The organism is Cuniculiplasma divulgatum, assembly GCA_031200235.1.
Classification (GTDB): domain Archaea; phylum Thermoplasmatota; class Thermoplasmata; order Thermoplasmatales; family Thermoplasmataceae; genus UBA509.
In genome coordinates this window covers 161,811-179,312 of record CP133595.1, presented here as the reverse complement: position 1 = coordinate 179,312, position 17,502 = coordinate 161,811, and the positions used below count along the sequence as shown (strand labels likewise).

Below are 17,502 nucleotides of genomic sequence, written 5' to 3'. Positions count from 1 at the left end.
TTTTAAAGTTCAGAGATCATTCTTGTTGTTTCGCCGGCTGCCTTCTCAACATCCTTGTATTTCACCCGGACCTTTTCCTTTACAGATTCCGGCGTATTCTGCAGTGCAAGGATATTCAGCAGGTGCTGCAGTTCACTGTCAAGTATGTTTGCCAGTATCCTTAGATCTTCCTGTTTTTCCGGTGAAACTTCCTGTCTGCGTTTGGACACGAAACAGTCAAAGTGAACCGATCCATCTCTGGTGAACGTGAATTTTTCACCAGTTTTAACAGGCCTGGCGCATACAAAGCATTTAAATTCTGCCATTATGCTGGATTTGGGCACCCTTTTTAAGGATGTTGTAAACATTTGCGATAAAAACGTCCGTAAAACGTATGGTGCGTCAATTTACGTGATGTTATTGCCTGCGAAATCAGGCATAGGACTCCATAACCGCTATGGTGAGGAAAACATGATGAAGCGAATATCATACTGGAAACAGTTGCTATTTTGCATTTCGATATATTTATGCTCATGTCCGCACAGGCTAACTCATTTTTATATACTCGTGCTGAATATAGTAGTTGACGATAACGCAGGAAACATCTAATTTTTCTGAGTTCGCAACGCAAGAGTGTTAAAATGACAAAATTCGAAGAATTCCAGCTGAAAAGTGAACTTTTAAATTCACTGCACAAAATAGGTTTTGACGAAGCTACTGAAGTCCAGGAGAAAGCTATTCCTCTGGCACTGGAAGGAACTGACATGGTTGTCAGATCCAAGACCGGCACCGGGAAGACAGGTGCATTCCTGATTCCTATCATTCAGAAGCTTGAGAAGAAAGACAGAAACGCAGCATTGATTGTTGCACCCACCAGGGAACTTGCACTGCAGGTTTACGAGGTTGCAGCACAGATGGGCATGTCTTCTGGCATAAGATCAACTGTTGTTTACGGAAAGGTAAGCATTGAAAGGCAGATACAGAACATACACAGGGGAACAAACATCATAATTGGAACACCCGGCAGGCTAATCGATCTCATGAAGAGAGGTGAACTTGACCTCTCCAGAGTTCGGTTTGTTGTTCTTGATGAAGCAGACATTATGTTTGATCTGGGCTTTATTGAGGATGTTGAATACATCCTTTCCAAGACACCAGCAACAAGGCAGACAATGCTACTGTCGGCAACAGTACAGGAAAGGATCCTTAAACTGGCAAAGAAGCATATGCATGATCCTGAGTTCATCAAGGTTGGCGAAGAAAAAGTTCTCACTGTTAACACAATATCACACAGCTACGCATTCTCTGCTGATCATTCCAAGATTGCAACGCTGCTGGCATACCTGAATGAATACAAGCCTCCGAAATCCATAATATTCTCCGAGACCAAGAGAGGCGCAGACTACATATACAGGATACTGGTGAAGCAGGGCTATTCCGCAATGGTTATGCATGGCGATCTGACACAGGCACAGAGGGAGCATTCCCTTGAACAGTTCCGCAAGAGTGCGCAGTTTCTGGTGGCTACAAATGTGGCAGCCAGGGGCCTTGACATAGACGACGTATCGGATGTAATTAACTTTGATCTTCCAGGAGAGCCTGAAGTTTACGTGCACAGGGTTGGCAGATCAGCAAGAATGGGCAAGAATGGAACAGCCTTCAGCATAATTTACGACGATGAGATGAATCTCATAAAGAATATAGAAAAAAACGTGAAGATTCACATGAGCAGGATAGAACTGGACCAAGAACCTTTTGCCCACATAAGTGACAGCATTTCAATGGGCATGCGTGGTGGCCAGAGGCCAAGAAGGAATATGGGCAGCAGATCCGGTTACAGCAATAACAGAAGAAGGCCCGGAAACCGCACCTATGGCGGCTCAAGGTCCTACTGATCTCGGAATAAAGTATAATTCTCCCTCAGGAAAACCGGAATCTGTTCCTGAGCATTGTGTACTGCTCCATTATTTTACCCGGGAGTTCTGGCCCAAGTGAATCCAGGTACTCCCCTATTTCACTTATTTCCTTCTTCCATTCATCCCTGTCAATTTTGAACAGCAGTTTCCTGTGATCATCCGGAAGGTCAATTCCATTCAGGTTGAAATCGCTGTCTGGAATGTAGCCAATTTCCGTCTTGATGGCTCCAGCCCGGTTCTCCTGTCTGTTTATCATCCATTCAATCACCCTCAGATTCTCGCCATACCCAGGCCATATGAATGATCCCTTGCCGTCTCGCCTGAACCAGTTTACATAGAAGATTCCGGGAAGATGATTGGACTGATTTCCGATCTCAATCCAGTGCTGGAAATATTCAGAAATATTGTACCCGCAGAATGGCCTCATGGCCATCGGGTCTCTTCTGATTTCTCCAACTTTTCCTTCGGCTGCAGCCGTCTGCTCAACGCCCATGGTTGCTCCCAGGAACACCCCATGAACCCAGTCAAAAGCCTGATACACCAATGGAACGGAGTCCCCACGCCTTCCTCCAAATATTATACCTGTCACCGGTACTCCATTGGGGTTATTGACTTCAGTGGAAAGGTCCGGATAGTTTGTCAGAGGTGTTGTGAAACGGGAATTAGGATGAGCAGCCTTTGCTCCCTGTCCTCTCATGAATTTTCTTCCCTGCCAGTCAATAATTTCACCGCCTGTGTCCGGCAAACCTTCCCACCAGGGCTCATTCTTATCCGTAAGAGCTACATTTGTGAATATGGTGTCATGTGTTATGGACTTCATGGCATTGGGGTTAGTTCTACTGTTTGTTCCGGGTACAACTCCGAAAAATCCATTTTCTGGATTCATTGCGTACAGCCGCCCATCTTCACCAAGATGTATCCATGCAATATCATCTCCTATGAGGCGTGTCTTCCATCCATTCCTGGCATATTCAGCAGGTGGATTGATCATTGCCAGGTTTGTCTTTCCGCTTGCACTTGGGAATGCAGCAAGAAAATAGTATTTTCTGCCTTCAGGATTCTGAACTTCGAGTATGAGCATGTGCTCAGCCATCCAGCCCTGTTGACGGGCTTCCACAGAAGCAATCCTGAGGGCATGGCATTTCTTGCTTAGCAATGCGTTGCCTCCATAGGCTGAATTTATGCTCACTACATGCGCATCGACACTTGGCCTTTCCCAAGGAAAATGTAGAATATAGCGGTTTTCAGGGTCAAGATCGCGGGAAGCATGGATGCTTCTTATGTAATCTCCCCGCTCCCTTATTTTCTGGAGAGCAACCTGCCCCATTCTGGTCATAATATACATATTCACGACTACGTACGGGCTGTCTGTGATTTCAATCCCAACCTCCGCGTATGGGGAATCTTCGGGACCCATTATGTAGGGAACCACGTACATGGTTCTGCCCCTCATTGAATTCTTCAGAAGTCTGTCAACAATCCTGTTGGACTCCTCTATGGACATATGATTGTTAAGTGGGCCTACCTGTTTGCTATCCTGTGATATAATAAATGTTGCCTTCTCCGTTCGGGCAACGTCCCGTGGATCGCTTCTGGAAAGGTAACACCCAGGGTATGTTTCCTGGTTGAGTTCTATCAACTCTTTGCTCGAAAGCATCTCTCTGATTATTGATTTGTATTCTTCTTCAGTACCATCGCAGAATACCACTTTCTCTGGTGTAACCAGATCCGCAACGCTCTCAACCCACTCTTCGACAGATTTCAGTTTTTCTTTTTCCATCACAACACACCCATGTGAATCGCGAAATTCCTGCAGTATCGGCGAATACAAAGGAACCCACGACCATTCCAAATCTCAATTCTCTTTATTTTTTACAATATTTAAGCTCTTCCTTTTCTGTTAATGTCTGCTATCGGCATATGTCGATGAAATATGAAAATGATGCCTGCACCGCATGAAATGAGGCTGTAAATTTAACAAAAGGCCCTTAAATGTGCACAAAGTATTAATATAGTGGTTTAATTCGGGTGGCCTTTGCCATAAAGGTCAGGGAAAATGAAATATTCACGCTTGCTATGTTCCCGGGATAAGGGTCTGTGGGGTAGCCTGGTATCCTTCCAGCTTCGGGAGTTGGAAACTCCGGTCCAAATCCGGGCAGACCCACTGTTAACTATGTTATTTCTGTTTCATTAAGGCTTCTATGTGGAATATAAAGTGGATTCCTGCAACTTAACTTCTAAATTTAGAACAGGATAACAATTATGTCCTGAGTTATATCGCCCCATCTCAAAAGCAGTATAATTCTCACATGGTGCCATCCATACAGGTTTCGCGCCAATTCGTGCATTTTTCCAGAAATTACGCCAGAATTGCGGTTTATTCTAACGGTTATTTTGAAAATTTTCAAATGCTTCCGAGAAACAGTACTGTCCTGTATACCATTTCCACGCTTCCGTTGGTTTCATAGCGATGGAATATGCTTGAAAAATCATCAACCAACTTCCAGTAAGCCGGGTCATTCTGGGTGATTGCATACGAAGCAGACCGATAACGCCCCATAACTGCATCCAGCGTAAGTTTCTGGACATTGGGGAACTTGAACGTCTGAAAATTTTCCCTGAAAAGCGTTCCAAGGTCTTTCCAGTCAAGCACGGTGCTCCCTGTGGAATGATATTTGCTGCTATATTTGCGGACAACGGATTCATAATCCCAGGTGAAGGTTCCAGGCTCCATCACCCTGTCATTCCAGATGAGTGCAACCCACTTCCTGCCTCGAAGAATTCGGGAAAACTCCTGCATTGCAGGTTTGGCATCCATCCAGTGGAACGACTGTCCGCAAACAACAAGGTCCACGGAAGCGTCTGGAAGCCCTGAGGACTCGCCTGTCCCCTCAATGAAATCCACCTTACCGGCTCCCGCAAGATTTCGAATGGACATTTCCCTCATTTCTCCGTTGGGCTCAATGCATTTCACGTGGTTGCCATTCTCAAGGAAAAGAGTAGCGAGGATTCCCGTTCCTGACCCTATGTCTGCAACCGTCCAGTCACTGCTGAAGTCGGCAACTTCGGATAGGGTGTCAATTATGTCATGGGGATATGTAGGTCTATACCTGGAATAAAATAAAGATGTTCCATTGAAAATCTTCTCTGCATCATTCACGTTTGAGCTATCATCTACTGATAAATTTTGTTTTTGTTCCTCAACCTCTCCGGTTAAAATGCCATCCTTCATTACGTCATGATAATAATTTGCTCTCTTTGCACGTTTGATCGCATTACATGAATTATGTACAGTGCTAAATCACCGTTAAATAGGAATATCCCATCCACAGCAAGATGTATGGAAAGCTTCGATCCCTGGCCTTCACTTCTCTGGGTCATTTCTCCAATGATGGCACCACATTGCTTTATCCCACTCTGATTACCTATTATGTAGAGTTGCCGGGAATCAAGATACCGTACCTTGGAGCAATGGCCATAATATTCAATATTATTTCAGGGATATTCAGCACCCCGGTAGGGAACTATGCCGATCGGAAAGGAAACCATGGCACGCTCATTGCTGTTGGGATATTGATTCTCGCCCTTTCCTCCTTTCTTCTGGCACTGCCCTTTATCATAAAGGGGTATACTCTTGCCCTTATACTGGCCGGCGCAACAGTCCTTGGAATAGGGCAGGCCTTCTATCACCCTCTCGGGGCAGCTGTACTCAGGTCAACCTTTGAGCCAAGGTCTGCCCCAAGCGCAATGGGAGTCAACGGCTCATTTGGAAGCCTTGGAAGAGCCATAATGCCCCTGGTGATTGTGTTCCTCATGACCGCACTTGGTGATTTTCACGGTCTTCTGATATACACGTTATACAGCCTGGTCAGTGCAGCAATAATCTACGGCGGTCTGAGAGGACAGGAGATGTCACGCAAAAAGAAAGTCATCGCAGCCGATTCTTCAGGAAAGGCAGAGACGAAAAGGAGCATGAAGGCGTTTATGCCGTTCCTGTACATGCTAACTGCTGCGGTTTTCGTCCGGTCACTGTTCCTGACGGGCACCATCACCTTTATCCCAACTCTATTCGATGAGACATTCAAGAGCAAGACCCTTATGGTCACCATAATCACCCTCGCCTACATTTCTCCCATAATTGGCCAGCCATACTTTGGAAAGATCACTGCCAAATATGGCGGCAGATTTACTGTTATTGTTACCTTCGTACTTTCAACTGTGTTCTTTGGGCTGTTCCTCATATTCTACCATAATTTCATACTGACCATAATTCTCTACGGAGGATACGCTTTTGCAGCATACAGTGGATTCCCTGTATTCCTTGGCTATGTGGGGCAGGTTGTGCCCAAGGAATTTTCCGGTGCATCAAACGGGCTGGTCTGGGGGATCGGACAGACCGTTGGCGGTGGCATAGGTGCGGCAGTCATCACGCTGTTCACGCTCTTTGTCAATGTTCCAACGGCAATCCTGTACATGTTTCCATTTGCCATAGGGTCATTGCTGTTTTTGCCATTTCTGCCCACCAGGGAGAAGGCGGAAAAGCTGGCATCAGCAGCTTAAGGTTTTATCCATTGTGCAGTTAACCGGTCATGGATTCCAGGACGCTAATTGATCATACAGGCAGGGAAGTAAAAGTACCGCTCAATCCCAAGAGAATAGTAAGTTTCAGCCCAGCGGTGACAGAGATACTTTTCGAGCTTGGTCTTGGCAGCAATATTGTTGGCGTTTCGGCATTCTGCCAGCGCCCCAGGGAAGTTGCAGGCATCAGACGTGTCGGAAGCTACGGAAGTGCCAGAACTGAGGTTCTTGATGCGGTGAATCCTGACCTGATTCTTGCAATATCCGGGTACCAGAAGGACTTTGCAATGAAACTGTCTGAAAGGTACCCGGTGTTCATATTTGAGCTGCCCTCCTCAGTGGCAGGCATACTGGACCTTGTGTCAAGGGTTGGCATAGTTACTGGACGCGTTGACGAATCCAAATACATGAACTTTGAGCTTATGAAATATCTTGGTTCCATACGAAGACATCCTGCACTGACCGGTTACCTGGAGATAGATTTGGGCGGTCCTGTAACCTTCGGATCCATGAGCTATATAACTGACGCACTGTCCCTGATGGGGGTGAACAGTATCTACAGAAAAACCGATTCGGAATGGGTCCAGCCAGATTTGGACTTTGTCATGGAATCAGATCCTGACGTAATCTTCTATGAACCAAAGATGTACGGCAGATTTGATAATGCAATGCAGCAGAAGCTCATCAAGGAGAGAAAATGGGAGAACCTGAGTGCAGTCAAGCTTGGGAGATTCTTCGTAACCCCTGGGAAGCTGGATTTTTTTGCCCATCATGGCCCCGCGTTCATAAGGGAGGTCATTCCATGGACAATGGAAAAACTGGATGATCTGTAAACATTTCCTCGCTGGAATTTGAGCCGTACGAATTTCGCATCTTCAATCTTGCGTATCATTTAAATACGGTGACACAATTAGTCCTAGTCTTCTATACAGACAAAGGAAGTAATAGAATGGAAGGAACTACCAAAATAAAAGACCTTACACCAGAATCAAGGAGAGTAAATGTCCTTGCCAAGGTTGTTAGCGTAGGCGAACCGAAGGAAATACAGACCAGATTTGGAGAAGATAAATCCGTAACAGAGGTCTATATTGGCGACGAGACAGGAAAGATAATACTATCACTGTGGGGCGACCAGGCAGGTCAGGCAACTGACGGTCAGACGCTTTACATAGATAACGGTTACATTTCTCTGGTTAGGGGGCACATGAGGCTCAATGTGGGCAAATATGGCACCCTAAAGGTTGGAGAAGAGGAAATCTCAGAGGTCAACGATGAAGTTGACATGAGTGAGAAGGAATACGAAAACACCTTCAGAGGCCCAAGGAGAACCGGCGGCGGAAACTTCAGAAGAGGCGGAAGCGGCGGCGGTTACTACAACAACAATAACCAGGGCGGAAGGGGAAGACCACCCAGAGACGATTTCTGAACAATTCCCAGTTAAGGGCTTCTCAGCCCTTTATTCTTTTTTTCTGATCATGGAACATTTCCAGAATTTCCTGCGTGCTTGTTGAATCTTCAGGCCTCTTGTCCTCGCGCCATTTCCCTGTAAATCTCGGGAATCTTATTGCGAGACCAGCCCCCTTTTCAATTTTGCCGAATGCGCATGAGTGCACGGGGCTTACAGTTATCTCAGAGCCAATTATCTCCATCACGAAGTAAGGCTCTATCCACACGTCAGGCTGCAGAAGTGATTCCACTCGTGCGGGCTTATCTGGCACTATGTGATCCTTGAATTTGGCAGGAAGTGCAAAGAGTACATCATCCGTAAAGCCTGTTCCCAGCTTGCATATGGATTCGAAAACATCCGTCACCTTGTTGTATGTTGCCATGAGAAGTGCGCCGTAGGTGCCCTTTCTCCTGCCATGGCCCCCAAATGCCCCAATTACAGTCAGGTCAAGTGAATCCTCAAACTCAGACTGGTAGTCTCTCTTCAGCTTGATCCAGAGCCATCCTCTTGCACCCGCACGGTAGATGGACTGTTCAGAAACGTTCTTGGCAACAACTCCTTCGCAGCCGGAATTGATGGATTCGTCGAAGAACTTCTGAACCTCCTCCGGATTATCGGACACTATCTGAGTTGCGGTCCTGAAGGAATCATTTGGGGTGAAAAGACCTTCCAGAATGCGGCGCCTCTCCAGATACGGCTTCCTGTGCAAAGGCTCCCCGTTGAGGTATATAACATCAAAAAGGAATACAACCAGTGGCACGTCCGCCTCCAGCCGGTCAAGATCGTATTTTCTTCCCCTCCTCTGGGAAACCACCTGGAAGGGATACAGCTCTCCTGTTTCCGGGTTATACGGAACGGCTTCGCCATCAAGGATGCACGATTCAACAGAAAAGGTGGTTTTGAAGTTCCTTGCTATGTCAGGAAAATTTGAGGTGGTTTCCTCTGTGCCCCTTGAAAAGATCTTCACCTGTCCGCCATAATAGTGTATCTGTGTCCTCATCCCATCGTATTTGTATTCAAAGGCGGCCTTACCACCCATCTTCTGCAGAATCTGGGGTATGTCTGGAAGGCGTTCTGCCAGCATCACCTTGGCCGGCACCATGGGTTCAGGCCCCACATTGATGAGCTCGGATTCACGCCCGCTGGACAGAAGCTCAGCCACATAGCCTATGTCAGGGTGGAAATTGTATGCCTCATCAATCTCGGCGGATTTATCTGCAGTTGAGAAGGCATTAACCAGTGCATCCAGTATGGTGGCGTCAGATACTCCTAGCCTGAGCTTTCCTGTGGCAATTCTTGTAATGTACTGTGCGTCATCAGGTGTTCCATTAAGAAGAAGGTCCTGGAATATCCTGATCTTGTTCTTCACGCTGCCTTCTCCCTTCACAGAGGCAAGCTTAAGCAACGATGAATGAACGGCCTCCACAGTAAGATCATGGGAAAAAAGTGAGTTCTGCGACTTTGCCGCAGTAATTTCTTTGGCCACAGATCCCAGGTCCCCGGATTTCATGAACATGTTATTGATTTCATCCTCTGTCTTGCCAGATATTCCGGAAAGTGCTGTTATGATGAGCTTATCAGCAAGTCCCAACTCTATTCCAAGGTAATCCGGTCCCAGCTTCCCCTGGATCAGGTATGTGAGAATTCTCAGGTCCTTACCTGCTTCCTTGAGGAGATCCACCAGTATCTGAGTAAGCTCCAGCCTTTTCCGTGTACCGGACAGCTGGTTGAATTTTTCTGAAACGGCTGAGAACAACACTGTTGATTATCTGGAATCAGTATTAAAGAATGGCTGTCTTCCATATATTTCAGATCTCAGGTAGCCCAGCGACATGTATCCCGCAGATACGCAGGCGGCACCTATTGCCCCTATGGTTATCCATGAGAATGCATAGTTTGAATGGTCGTATACAAGTGAAAATAGCAGGGGACTGAATGAACCTATGATATTCTGCACAAAGTTGACGAATGAGAGGGCGAATGACACCATGCCGCGATCCTTTGTGGCTTCGGCAGTCAGGGTGTAAAGCATTGACAGCACATTTACTGTAAGTATTCCAAGAAGTATCAGCAGGAGGAAAAGCAGGATGAAGCTGGAGGTCATCCATATCACCGCAGTGAATGCGCCTACCATGAGCGCCCATGCAAGGAACATCAGGATCCTCTTCCTGATCCTACCGAAAATGTAACCTCCCAGCATGCCTCCCACGAAGCCTATTAGCAGGTATGTAGTGCCAAGAACGCTTGCAACATTGGGCGACATATGAAGCCCTGTTTCGGCGTAATATACAAAAAGCTGCCCTATGACGGTTTCGGACAGTATGCCGGAGAGCGCGGCTATGGGGAGGATCCAGATGAGCCTGGATCTCAGCACCTCACCGGCCCTGCTGAAGACCCTTGCGCCGAAGGTGCTGGTTTTAGCTCCCCTGAGAATTATGTAGTTTTCAACTGCAAGTGCTATCATAATGCCTCCCGAGAGGAAGAGAGGAGTGCGCCAGCTGAATGCCTGGTCCAGGAAATCCCAGCCTATTATCCCTACTCCTCCCCCAAGATTGAATGATCCGTTGAAAAGCCCAACGTGGAAGCTGTATTTGTCCTGCGGCACAATCTCTGAAATCATTCCCAGGGCAGGGGAGAAGAACATGGCGGATCCGATGCCGGCAAAGAGGCGCGAAAGGAAAAGATCGGGAAGGTTCTGGGATAATCCGGTTGCAATAACTGCAGCTCCAAGTATGGTTATTCCCAGGGACGAGGTGGCCCTGTTTCCTATCCTTGAGGCAAGGAGGCCTCCAACCAGCTGAAACGTTGAGAGACCGATGTAAAATGCAGTTGTCATTATGCCAAGCTGGACCAGTGAAAGATCGAGATCCCTTGATATGTACTGAAGACCGGGGGCAATGTTGAACCAGTTCAGAGCATAAACAGCCCTTGATGCATTGATAGAAATGGCCTGTGCCCTGTACCCCATTCAGAGGGCATTATTTCCTTATATTACTAGTTATTCCTGTGATTCCTCTGGTCAACTGCTGCGAAACCCATCCACGGAACCTGATTTCATTCAACTTTTTGCTGAATGCAGCAAGTTTTGATCTTCCGACACATGGGCTGAATGTTATATCGGGATATCTTACGTCCATGAGTATGAGGGGTGCTGCTGCAGCGATCTTTGGAAAGCGATCAGTGGAACTGAATGGATCACGTATCTCCCCGGCAGCATTGCTTTCAACAACAAAGGCAATTATGGTCCTGATCTGGTTCCAGAGAAAACTCCTGGCGGTGAAGTCTATCATGAATGTTCCCCCATCTTCGCTGAGTTCAATGGACTCTATTGTCCTTACTGGATTCCGACCATCCCGTCGGGAGTAGGCAGAAAAGTCATGTGTGCCGAGAAACAGCCTGAGCTGCGGCAGAATAAGTTCTCTGTTGGGTAGGTCGTCCTGCTGCAGCATGTAGCGGTACGTCTTGTTCTCACAGTGTCTGGGATTGAAGGACTCAGCAACAGGGCTCCATGAATGGAACACCATGCTGTCAATCATGGAATTCAGCGATCCCATTATCCGTGGAGCCGGGAGATCGGTCTCAACAGTGAGCACGTTCGATAGTGCAGAAACTCCTCTGTCGGTTCTGGCAGCACTGTGTATCTCAGAGGATGTGCCGATCCTCACAAGACTTTCAGATATTGTGTCCTCAATGCTGTTTTCACCGTTTCCAGCCTGGAATCCGCTGTAATCCCATCCAAGATAGCCGAACTTTATGGCGATCCTCATTTTCTGTGGTATATGGCAACAGGTATTATTTACGCATAGCATGCTCCCCGGTGATAATAATAGCCGGTTCAGGCGTGGCTGGTTCATATCTTGCAAGGAGACTTTCCACAACGGGAGTCGAATTGAGGCTGTATGACCCAAAAAAACCTGGATTCAGGATTCCATGCGGTTACGCAACAAACAAATTCAATTTCAGGAAATATGCAGAGCTTGCTGGGTTGGATGGCGATTCATATATCCAGAGAAGAGCTGATTCGGTAATACTCACAGGCGACGGTATGCCGGAAATGCACTTTCCATCCAGGGGACTGTGCACAGTAGACAAGAACAGGCTTGAGGCTGACCTTGTGTCTACAGTCGGTGTTGAAAGGAGAATGGCGCCACTGCCTGGAGAGGATGACATACTGGTGGATGCCACCGGGATTTCAAGGCACTATCTTGGTGCAGCCCCTGAGGACTTCACGATGCATACCACAGAATACCTTTCCGGATCAGCCAGCCATGAAGAATTTTATTTCAGGTATTTTCCCGGAGGACATGGCTATTACTGGGAATTTCCTTTGGAGCAGGGCTACCACGTGGGAGCAGGCTCAGATTCAACGGGTCTCATAATGAAGAGCCTTGAAAATATTGATCATTCGGCCATAATGGCCAGGGATCTGAGGCTCAGGCCTCTTTTCAGCAGAATGTTCAGCGGAAGAGCTGTGGGTGTTGGTGAATCAATCGGTACTGTGAGCCCCATAACCGGTGAAGGCATACTTCCCTCAATTGAGTGCGCAGAAATACTGTACCAGACCCTATGCCATGAAACAGAACTCCAGGAGATAAAGATAAAGTACGGAAATGCCGTAAGAAGGAAATTCGGCCACTACGAGAAGCTCTTTTCGCTCCTCATGGATGCCAGAAACGGGAAGATGGCAAAACCGGCCAATATCGCAGCCATACCGGCGGTGAAGAGAGACTTCAGGAATTTCGGTATTGACCTGGGCATTGTCCGTGTGTTGAGGGAACTTTTTATCAGATGATTCCGCCATCTATTGGTATCATTGCATCTGTTGTGGCTCCAAAAGCATCCTCATTTATCAGGGCAAGGACAACGTTTGCGACGTGATCGGGCAGCACTTCCCTTCTCAGCAGATTCTGGGTCTTGTACTGTTCAACGGTCTGTCCCTTTGCCTTAGCCCTGGCTTCAAGGACGCCATTTTCCCAGATCTTGGAACCCCTGAATATCTTGTCAGGATTGACTATGTTTGCCCTGATTCCATATTTCCCACCTTCCTTGGCAACGTAATGGCATACGTGGGCTGCAAATGCCTTTGTGGATCCGTATGACAGCATTCCGGGGCCCGGATTTGTGAGATTCTTGGTTATGTTGAAAACCATGTTGCCCCCAATGTTCTGTGCCTTCATGATCTTGAATGCCTCACGTGTCATCAGGAATGTGCCTCTGGCATTAACCCTGTAATGGAGGTCAAGATCCTGGACAGTTGTATCTTCAATGAGGCTGCTCTTGAGCACACCCGCATTGTTGAACAGCATGTCCACGCCACCGAACTCCAGCACTGCATTCCTGTAAGCTTTCTCCACGGCCTCTTCGCTGGAGATGTCAATGACAGCGGGGATTACTGGATTTCCTGATTCAGTTCCCAGTGTCTTTGAAACGCTGGTGACATCCGGATCCAGATCGCAGGCAATGACTGCTGAACCGTTCATGGCAAGTTTCCTGGCAACCTCCAGGCCGATTCCGCTGGCCGCTCCTGTGACCACCGATACATGACCCTCAAGAGGGCGTGGGTGGAATTTCTTCAGCTTGGCTTCCTCCAGAGGCCAGTATTCCATTTCATACGCCTCCTTCCGGGATATGAATGAGTTACCTCCGAGCCTCATTGCCCTGGCATTCACCAGCAGGGAGTGTCTCATCTGGTCCATTGCAATTGACGCTTCTCGGGAATTTATACCGGCTGTAATGAGTCCGTATCCCCTTATGACAATGCATGAAGGATATGGGTCATGCATGGGGAATCCCCTGACATATTCCTCGTACTCTTTTCGGTATTTTGCTGCATATTCATCGATCACGTCAGCTGATCTGGACACATGGTCAATGTAGGCATAATCAAACTTTGTCCTGATGAGCATATCTGGAGTTGCAGGTCCGTTGGTGGCCAGCTTCTCTGCCTCTCCCGACATGGATATCTTCAATGAAGCCTCATCTGTCGCAATCTTCAGAACTTTCCTGGTTGATCTGGACAGGAGTCCACGGATTGTGGGAAGCAATGATTCCACAGCTGCGGGATCGACCCTGTCATATTTCTTCGGGAAAAGATCTGTGCCTTTCAGCTTTCCATTGATGTATTTATCCGCCGCAGAAACTATCTCCATATGGCGGTCGTAGCTCTCCTTTCCGCTTTCGCCGAAGGTGAAGAGGCCGTGGCGTGAAAGCACAATTCCCTTTATTTCTGGCCCCATTGATTCTATTGTCTCCAGAAGAGCCCTTGCAAGCTTGAAGCCCGGTGGGATGTACGGTATCACCATTACATTTCCAAGTATGTTCTTTATCTCGTCAGGCTTCATTGTGGTGTTTGTGATGGACAGTATTGCGTCAGAATGCGAGTGATCTACATAGGCGTGCGGTATGAAGGCATGCAGGAATGATTCCACGCTTGGAGAGGATTCAGAAGGGTCAACCATGCTCTTCCGCATATATGCAACCATTTCCTCATCGGACATTTCCTTAATTTTCCTTGCGGCCAGGAGATCGTCCATCCTGAGGCCGGTGAAGCCTCTCTCCGTGATGGTGGCAAGATCCGATCCGCTCCCCTTCACCCTGAGGACATGGATATCCCTTCCAGTATGATCCTTCTCCGTTACCTTTACTGAGGTGTTGCCGCCCCCATGCAGCACAAGGGAGGAATCCCCGCCCAGAAGTCTTGAATAATAAACTCGCTCTTCCAGCGGTGAGTTGAATGTTATTCCTTTGCGTTCTTCAGCCATACTGCCGAAATGCCTGTTATGTTTAATTAAATATCGAAAGAGGAAATCCTGGGAACTGGCTGAAGCAATCAGGATGAGGGCTTCAGCGTTATGACGGGCCTACCGGGCCATGCGATCTTTTTCCCCGGTATGGGAGAATTCTCGCTTATATTGACCTGGCACTGGAAGGTCTTCTCAAGGTAGGTGAGGCTTTCCCTGAGGATGGCTGCCTCTCCGCTGACAGAGGTGTCAATATTCCTTTTGTTCTTCATGTAATCCCCAATGAATGGCTTCAGGCGTGGCGTTGCTTCCGATGCCCGATTTTCTGCCAGCAGTAAGGCCAGTTTCCTCATTTCACTTCCGCATACGCTGATTTCTATTACTGCAGGATTTATGGATGTTGCCTTCATTATGTCCCTTACGTCCTGTATAACCTTCTGCAGGTACTTTTCTGCTGACAGGATCTCATGATCAACAGGCCCGGAATTGTCTTTATCCATTATTGTAGTGCTCACAAACCCCTCTTTTCCCATGGATTCCCATAGTTCTTCGCAGGTGTGAGGTATCACCGGTGCCAGCGCCTGGATCCAGCGGTCCAGAATGCGTGAGACAGCATATCCTGTATTTCCGCCTCTCTGTTCCACATACCTGATGTCATTCATGACCTCATAGAATATGGAGATGATTGCACCCCTCAGATCGAAATTCTCCATGCCCTGGAAATATTCCCCGAGATGCTGGTTGAACCTTGATTCGAACCAGTTCTCAATCTGGGTGGAGATGAATCCGGGTTCATGCTGGCGGTTGGAAACAAGGGCAAGGAAGGTCTCATACTTCTTCCTGACAGCCTGGATTTCGTCCTCATTCCAGTCAAGCGTTGACGCAATGTCTGCATTGACTGCAACAAAGAGCCTGTAAAGATCGGCCGAATAACGGTGCGATATCCTGAGAAGTGATATTGCATTTCCCTTGCTCTTGGAGATCTTGGCGCCGTTTGATATTACAAGCCCGGATATTATGAGGCCCCTGGGCTGCAGATTTTCCGGGAACAGGGCAGCATGGTTCATAACATAAAATGACAGGTGGTTGCTCAGGTGTGGGTGGGCCGTGAGCCTTATGTCCACGCCGTACCAGTATTCAAGGCTCCTTCTGGCTTCCCTGGCAAGATCCTGAACAGCCTCATCATATTCTGCCAGCAAACTCCTGTCCCCTGAGCCGTAGATGAATTCCATGATTCCCTCCGGTATCCTGCCAAGCAGCCGGAATATCTCCTTGAGCTGGGTTGAATTTGTGTAAACTGCAGGATATATTGTGGAATCGGACAGGGACTCTATGACCCATTCCCTGTTAAAGGGAAGTCTGGTTCCTATGCCTCTCCGGCGTGCGCATGGTCTTTCTCGTAGCCAGTCTATTGCGTCGTTCATTGCGTTCCTGTAGAATTCGGGGTAGTAGAACATCCTTCCCACAAGTTCATGGGAGAGTTTCTTCCACCATGGAACTGAATAATCTATGAACCACTGATCCTTCATGACTGCAACCACAACCTTTGATCCCGCGCGGGTTGTGGCATGCCGCGAGGTCTCATAGAAAATGAAGCCGAGTTTCTCCTGGAAAAGGTCGCCCTTAATGGAGTCCCTTGCCTGCTGTACGGTCATTCCTGAATATTTTCCGTTTTCGCCATTCATCCTTCCAGAATAGAATTCTTCCCTGTACAGCCTCTGGGTTGCCTCCCTGATGAGATCAGAATCATTTATTCCCTTTATGCCGGTCTGGGAAACAAGTGACTGAACTGTGATTCCCGGATCAGATAAAACATCGATAACTGTAACCGGGTCAACATTTATTGAGTACTCCTTCATGGCAACAAAATCCCATACCGCATGCCCCGGAACGGAATACACGACGCCTGTGCCGTTGTCAGGGTCAACAAACTCTGCCTGGTACACCCTCAGTTTCCTGCCGCTGAAGGGTGCGGTAAATTCCTGGGAGAGAATCTGAGAATTCCGGATGCTTCCAATTACCGTGATATCGTCATGCTGCAGTGCAAGCTTTTCAGAGGCTTCCCTGGAAACCGCAAATTTCTCGCCATCCATCTCAACAAGGACATAGTCACCGGACGGTGAAATCCAGAGGTTTGTTATGCCGAATATTGTTTCGGGCCTCAGGGAGGCAGCCACCAGTGAATACTCATTTCCCTTGAAGATCACGGCTGTATACTCCTCAATGGTGACCTTGTCTATGTCGCCATCGCTGATGTCGTCCTCACCCACTGCATTCTGATCGTCAACACTGTACAGGACAGGATATTTGCCACTTTTTATGAGCCCCCTGTCATGAAGCCTGTTGAACTGCCATACAACAAAGTCCTGGTAAAATGGATCTGCTGAGGTGAAACGCCTGGTCCAGTCCATTGAATATCCGAGGCTTGTGAAATCCTTTATTATTCTCTCCGAAAAGTACGCAGCAATATTCTCCGGCTTCCTGAACGATTCTATTATGGAGTCAATGTTCTCAGGTTCTTCATATTCGGACAGGTTTTCACGGTACTGTTTTATGGTCTTCTCATCATTGAGGCGGATTCTCTCAGAAAAGGCAAGAATCGGGGTGCCACTCTGGTGGAAAGCCATGGGGAAGAGAACGTTGTATCCTGTCATTCTCCTGTACCTTGCAATTATGTCAGCCAGAGTGTACGTCCTTCCGTGGCCAACATGCAGTGGTCCGTTGGTATATGGCCATGGCACAGTTATCATGAATTTTTTTCTTGCAGGGTCCATATCTGGCTCAAAAACATGGGATTCGGCCCACCTTTTCTGCCACTTCTCCTCGATGGACTGGTCCATTT

Annotated in this window: 13 protein-coding genes and 1 tRNA gene; 6 read left to right on the top strand and 8 right to left on the bottom strand. The window is 47.6% G+C overall.

Annotation, left to right across the window (positions count from 1 at the left end):
• Positions 1-2: 2 nt before the first annotated feature.
• Positions 3-305, bottom strand: coding sequence for a DUF2175 family protein (locus RE469_00955; GenBank protein WMT44785.1), 303 nt, complete (start codon positions 303-305; stop codon positions 3-5).
• A 315-nt stretch (positions 306-620) separates the two neighbouring features.
• Between RE469_00955 and RE469_00950 the strand changes: the two genes are divergently transcribed.
• Positions 621-1,874, top strand: coding sequence for a DEAD/DEAH box helicase (locus tag RE469_00950; GenBank protein WMT44784.1), 1,254 nt, complete (start codon positions 621-623; stop codon positions 1,872-1,874).
• Between the two features lie 25 nt (positions 1,875-1,899).
• Here the strand turns inward: RE469_00950 and RE469_00945 are convergent, their stop codons facing one another.
• Entirely contained in the window at positions 1,900-3,675 is a 1,776-nt protein-coding gene (locus tag RE469_00945; protein ID WMT44783.1) for a phosphoenolpyruvate carboxykinase (GTP), read from the bottom strand.
• Between the two features lie 311 nt (positions 3,676-3,986).
• On the opposite strand from RE469_00945, the gene RE469_00940 reads away from it, so the two are divergent.
• Positions 3,987-4,059: transfer RNA gene (locus RE469_00940), tRNA-Pro, on the top strand.
• A gap of 240 nt (positions 4,060-4,299) precedes the next feature.
• On the opposite strand, the gene RE469_00935 is transcribed toward RE469_00940, so the two are convergent.
• On the bottom strand, positions 4,300-5,055 hold the full coding sequence (locus RE469_00935; protein WMT44782.1) for a class I SAM-dependent methyltransferase: 756 nt from the start codon (positions 5,053-5,055) through the stop codon (positions 4,300-4,302).
• A gap of 176 nt (positions 5,056-5,231) precedes the next feature.
• On the opposite strand from RE469_00935, the gene RE469_00930 reads away from it, so the two are divergent.
• The 3 genes from RE469_00930 (at position 5,232) to RE469_00920 (ending at position 7,899) form a co-directional block, all read left to right on the top strand.
• Positions 5,232-6,455: an MFS transporter gene (locus RE469_00930; GenBank protein WMT44781.1), complete on the top strand. Its 1,224-nt coding sequence runs from the start codon at positions 5,232-5,234 to the stop codon at positions 6,453-6,455.
• Between the two features lie 29 nt (positions 6,456-6,484).
• Complete coding sequence (locus RE469_00925; protein WMT44780.1) at positions 6,485-7,306, top strand: ABC transporter substrate-binding protein; 822 nt, start codon at positions 6,485-6,487, stop codon at positions 7,304-7,306.
• Positions 7,307-7,422: 116 nt separating this feature from the next.
• Positions 7,423-7,899 carry a single-stranded DNA-binding protein gene (locus RE469_00920; GenBank protein WMT44779.1) on the top strand — a complete coding sequence of 159 codons (477 nt, stop codon included), beginning with the start codon at positions 7,423-7,425 and terminating at the stop codon, positions 7,897-7,899.
• Between the two features lie 22 nt (positions 7,900-7,921).
• Here the strand turns inward: RE469_00920 and RE469_00915 are convergent, their stop codons facing one another.
• From RE469_00915 to RE469_00905, 3 genes are read right to left on the bottom strand one after another with little or no spacing between them, the layout of a single operon-like run.
• Positions 7,922-9,679, bottom strand: a complete 1,758-nt coding sequence (locus RE469_00915) for an ATP-dependent DNA ligase (GenBank protein ID WMT44778.1) — start codon at positions 9,677-9,679, stop codon at positions 7,922-7,924.
• Between the two features lie 6 nt (positions 9,680-9,685).
• A complete protein-coding gene (locus tag RE469_00910; GenBank protein WMT44777.1) occupies positions 9,686-10,888 on the bottom strand; it encodes an MFS transporter in 1,203 nt (400 codons plus the stop codon).
• Positions 10,889-10,898: 10 nt separating this feature from the next.
• Complete coding sequence (locus RE469_00905; GenBank protein ID WMT44776.1) at positions 10,899-11,687, bottom strand: tRNA pseudouridine(38-40) synthase TruA; 789 nt, start codon at positions 11,685-11,687, stop codon at positions 10,899-10,901.
• A gap of 50 nt (positions 11,688-11,737) precedes the next feature.
• Between RE469_00905 and RE469_00900 the strand changes: the two genes are divergently transcribed.
• Positions 11,738-12,712, top strand: coding sequence for a hypothetical protein (locus RE469_00900; protein WMT44775.1), 975 nt, complete (start codon positions 11,738-11,740; stop codon positions 12,710-12,712).
• Here RE469_00900 and RE469_00895 read toward each other — a convergent pair.
• Both RE469_00895 and leuS read right to left on the bottom strand, forming a co-directional pair.
• Positions 12,705-14,681, bottom strand: a complete 1,977-nt coding sequence (locus RE469_00895) for a bifunctional aldolase/short-chain dehydrogenase (GenBank protein WMT44774.1) — start codon at positions 14,679-14,681, stop codon at positions 12,705-12,707. The two genes, RE469_00900 and RE469_00895, sit on opposite strands and share 8 nt — an antisense overlap.
• 68 nt (positions 14,682-14,749) lie before the next feature.
• A complete protein-coding gene (leuS, locus tag RE469_00890; GenBank protein ID WMT44773.1) occupies positions 14,750-17,500 on the bottom strand; it encodes a leucine--tRNA ligase in 2,751 nt (916 codons plus the stop codon).
• Positions 17,501-17,502: the final 2 nt, after the last annotated feature.

Excerpts from the sequence above, each read along its gene's own strand:
- RE469_00955 (WMT44785.1), bottom strand. The coding sequence starts at position 305 with ATGGCAGAATTTAAATGCTTTGTATGCGCCAGGCCTGTTAAAACTGGT.
- RE469_00950 (WMT44784.1), top strand. The coding sequence starts at position 621 with ATGACAAAATTCGAAGAATTCCAGCTGAAAAGTGAACTTTTAAATTCA.
- RE469_00945 (WMT44783.1), bottom strand. The coding sequence starts at position 3,675 with ATGGAAAAAGAAAAACTGAAATCTGTCGAAGAGTGGGTTGAGAGCGTT.
- RE469_00930 (WMT44781.1), top strand. The coding sequence starts at position 5,232 with ATGTATGGAAAGCTTCGATCCCTGGCCTTCACTTCTCTGGGTCATTTC.
- RE469_00925 (WMT44780.1), top strand. The coding sequence starts at position 6,485 with ATGGATTCCAGGACGCTAATTGATCATACAGGCAGGGAAGTAAAAGTA.
- RE469_00920 (WMT44779.1), top strand. The coding sequence starts at position 7,423 with ATGGAAGGAACTACCAAAATAAAAGACCTTACACCAGAATCAAGGAGA.
- RE469_00910 (WMT44777.1), bottom strand. The coding sequence starts at position 10,888 with ATGGGGTACAGGGCACAGGCCATTTCTATCAATGCATCAAGGGCTGTT.
- RE469_00905 (WMT44776.1), bottom strand. The coding sequence starts at position 11,687 with ATGAGGATCGCCATAAAGTTCGGCTATCTTGGATGGGATTACAGCGGA.
- RE469_00895 (WMT44774.1), bottom strand. The coding sequence starts at position 14,681 with ATGGCTGAAGAACGCAAAGGAATAACATTCAACTCACCGCTGGAAGAG.
- leuS (WMT44773.1), bottom strand. The coding sequence starts at position 17,500 with ATGGACCAGTCCATCGAGGAGAAGTGGCAGAAAAGGTGGGCCGAATCC.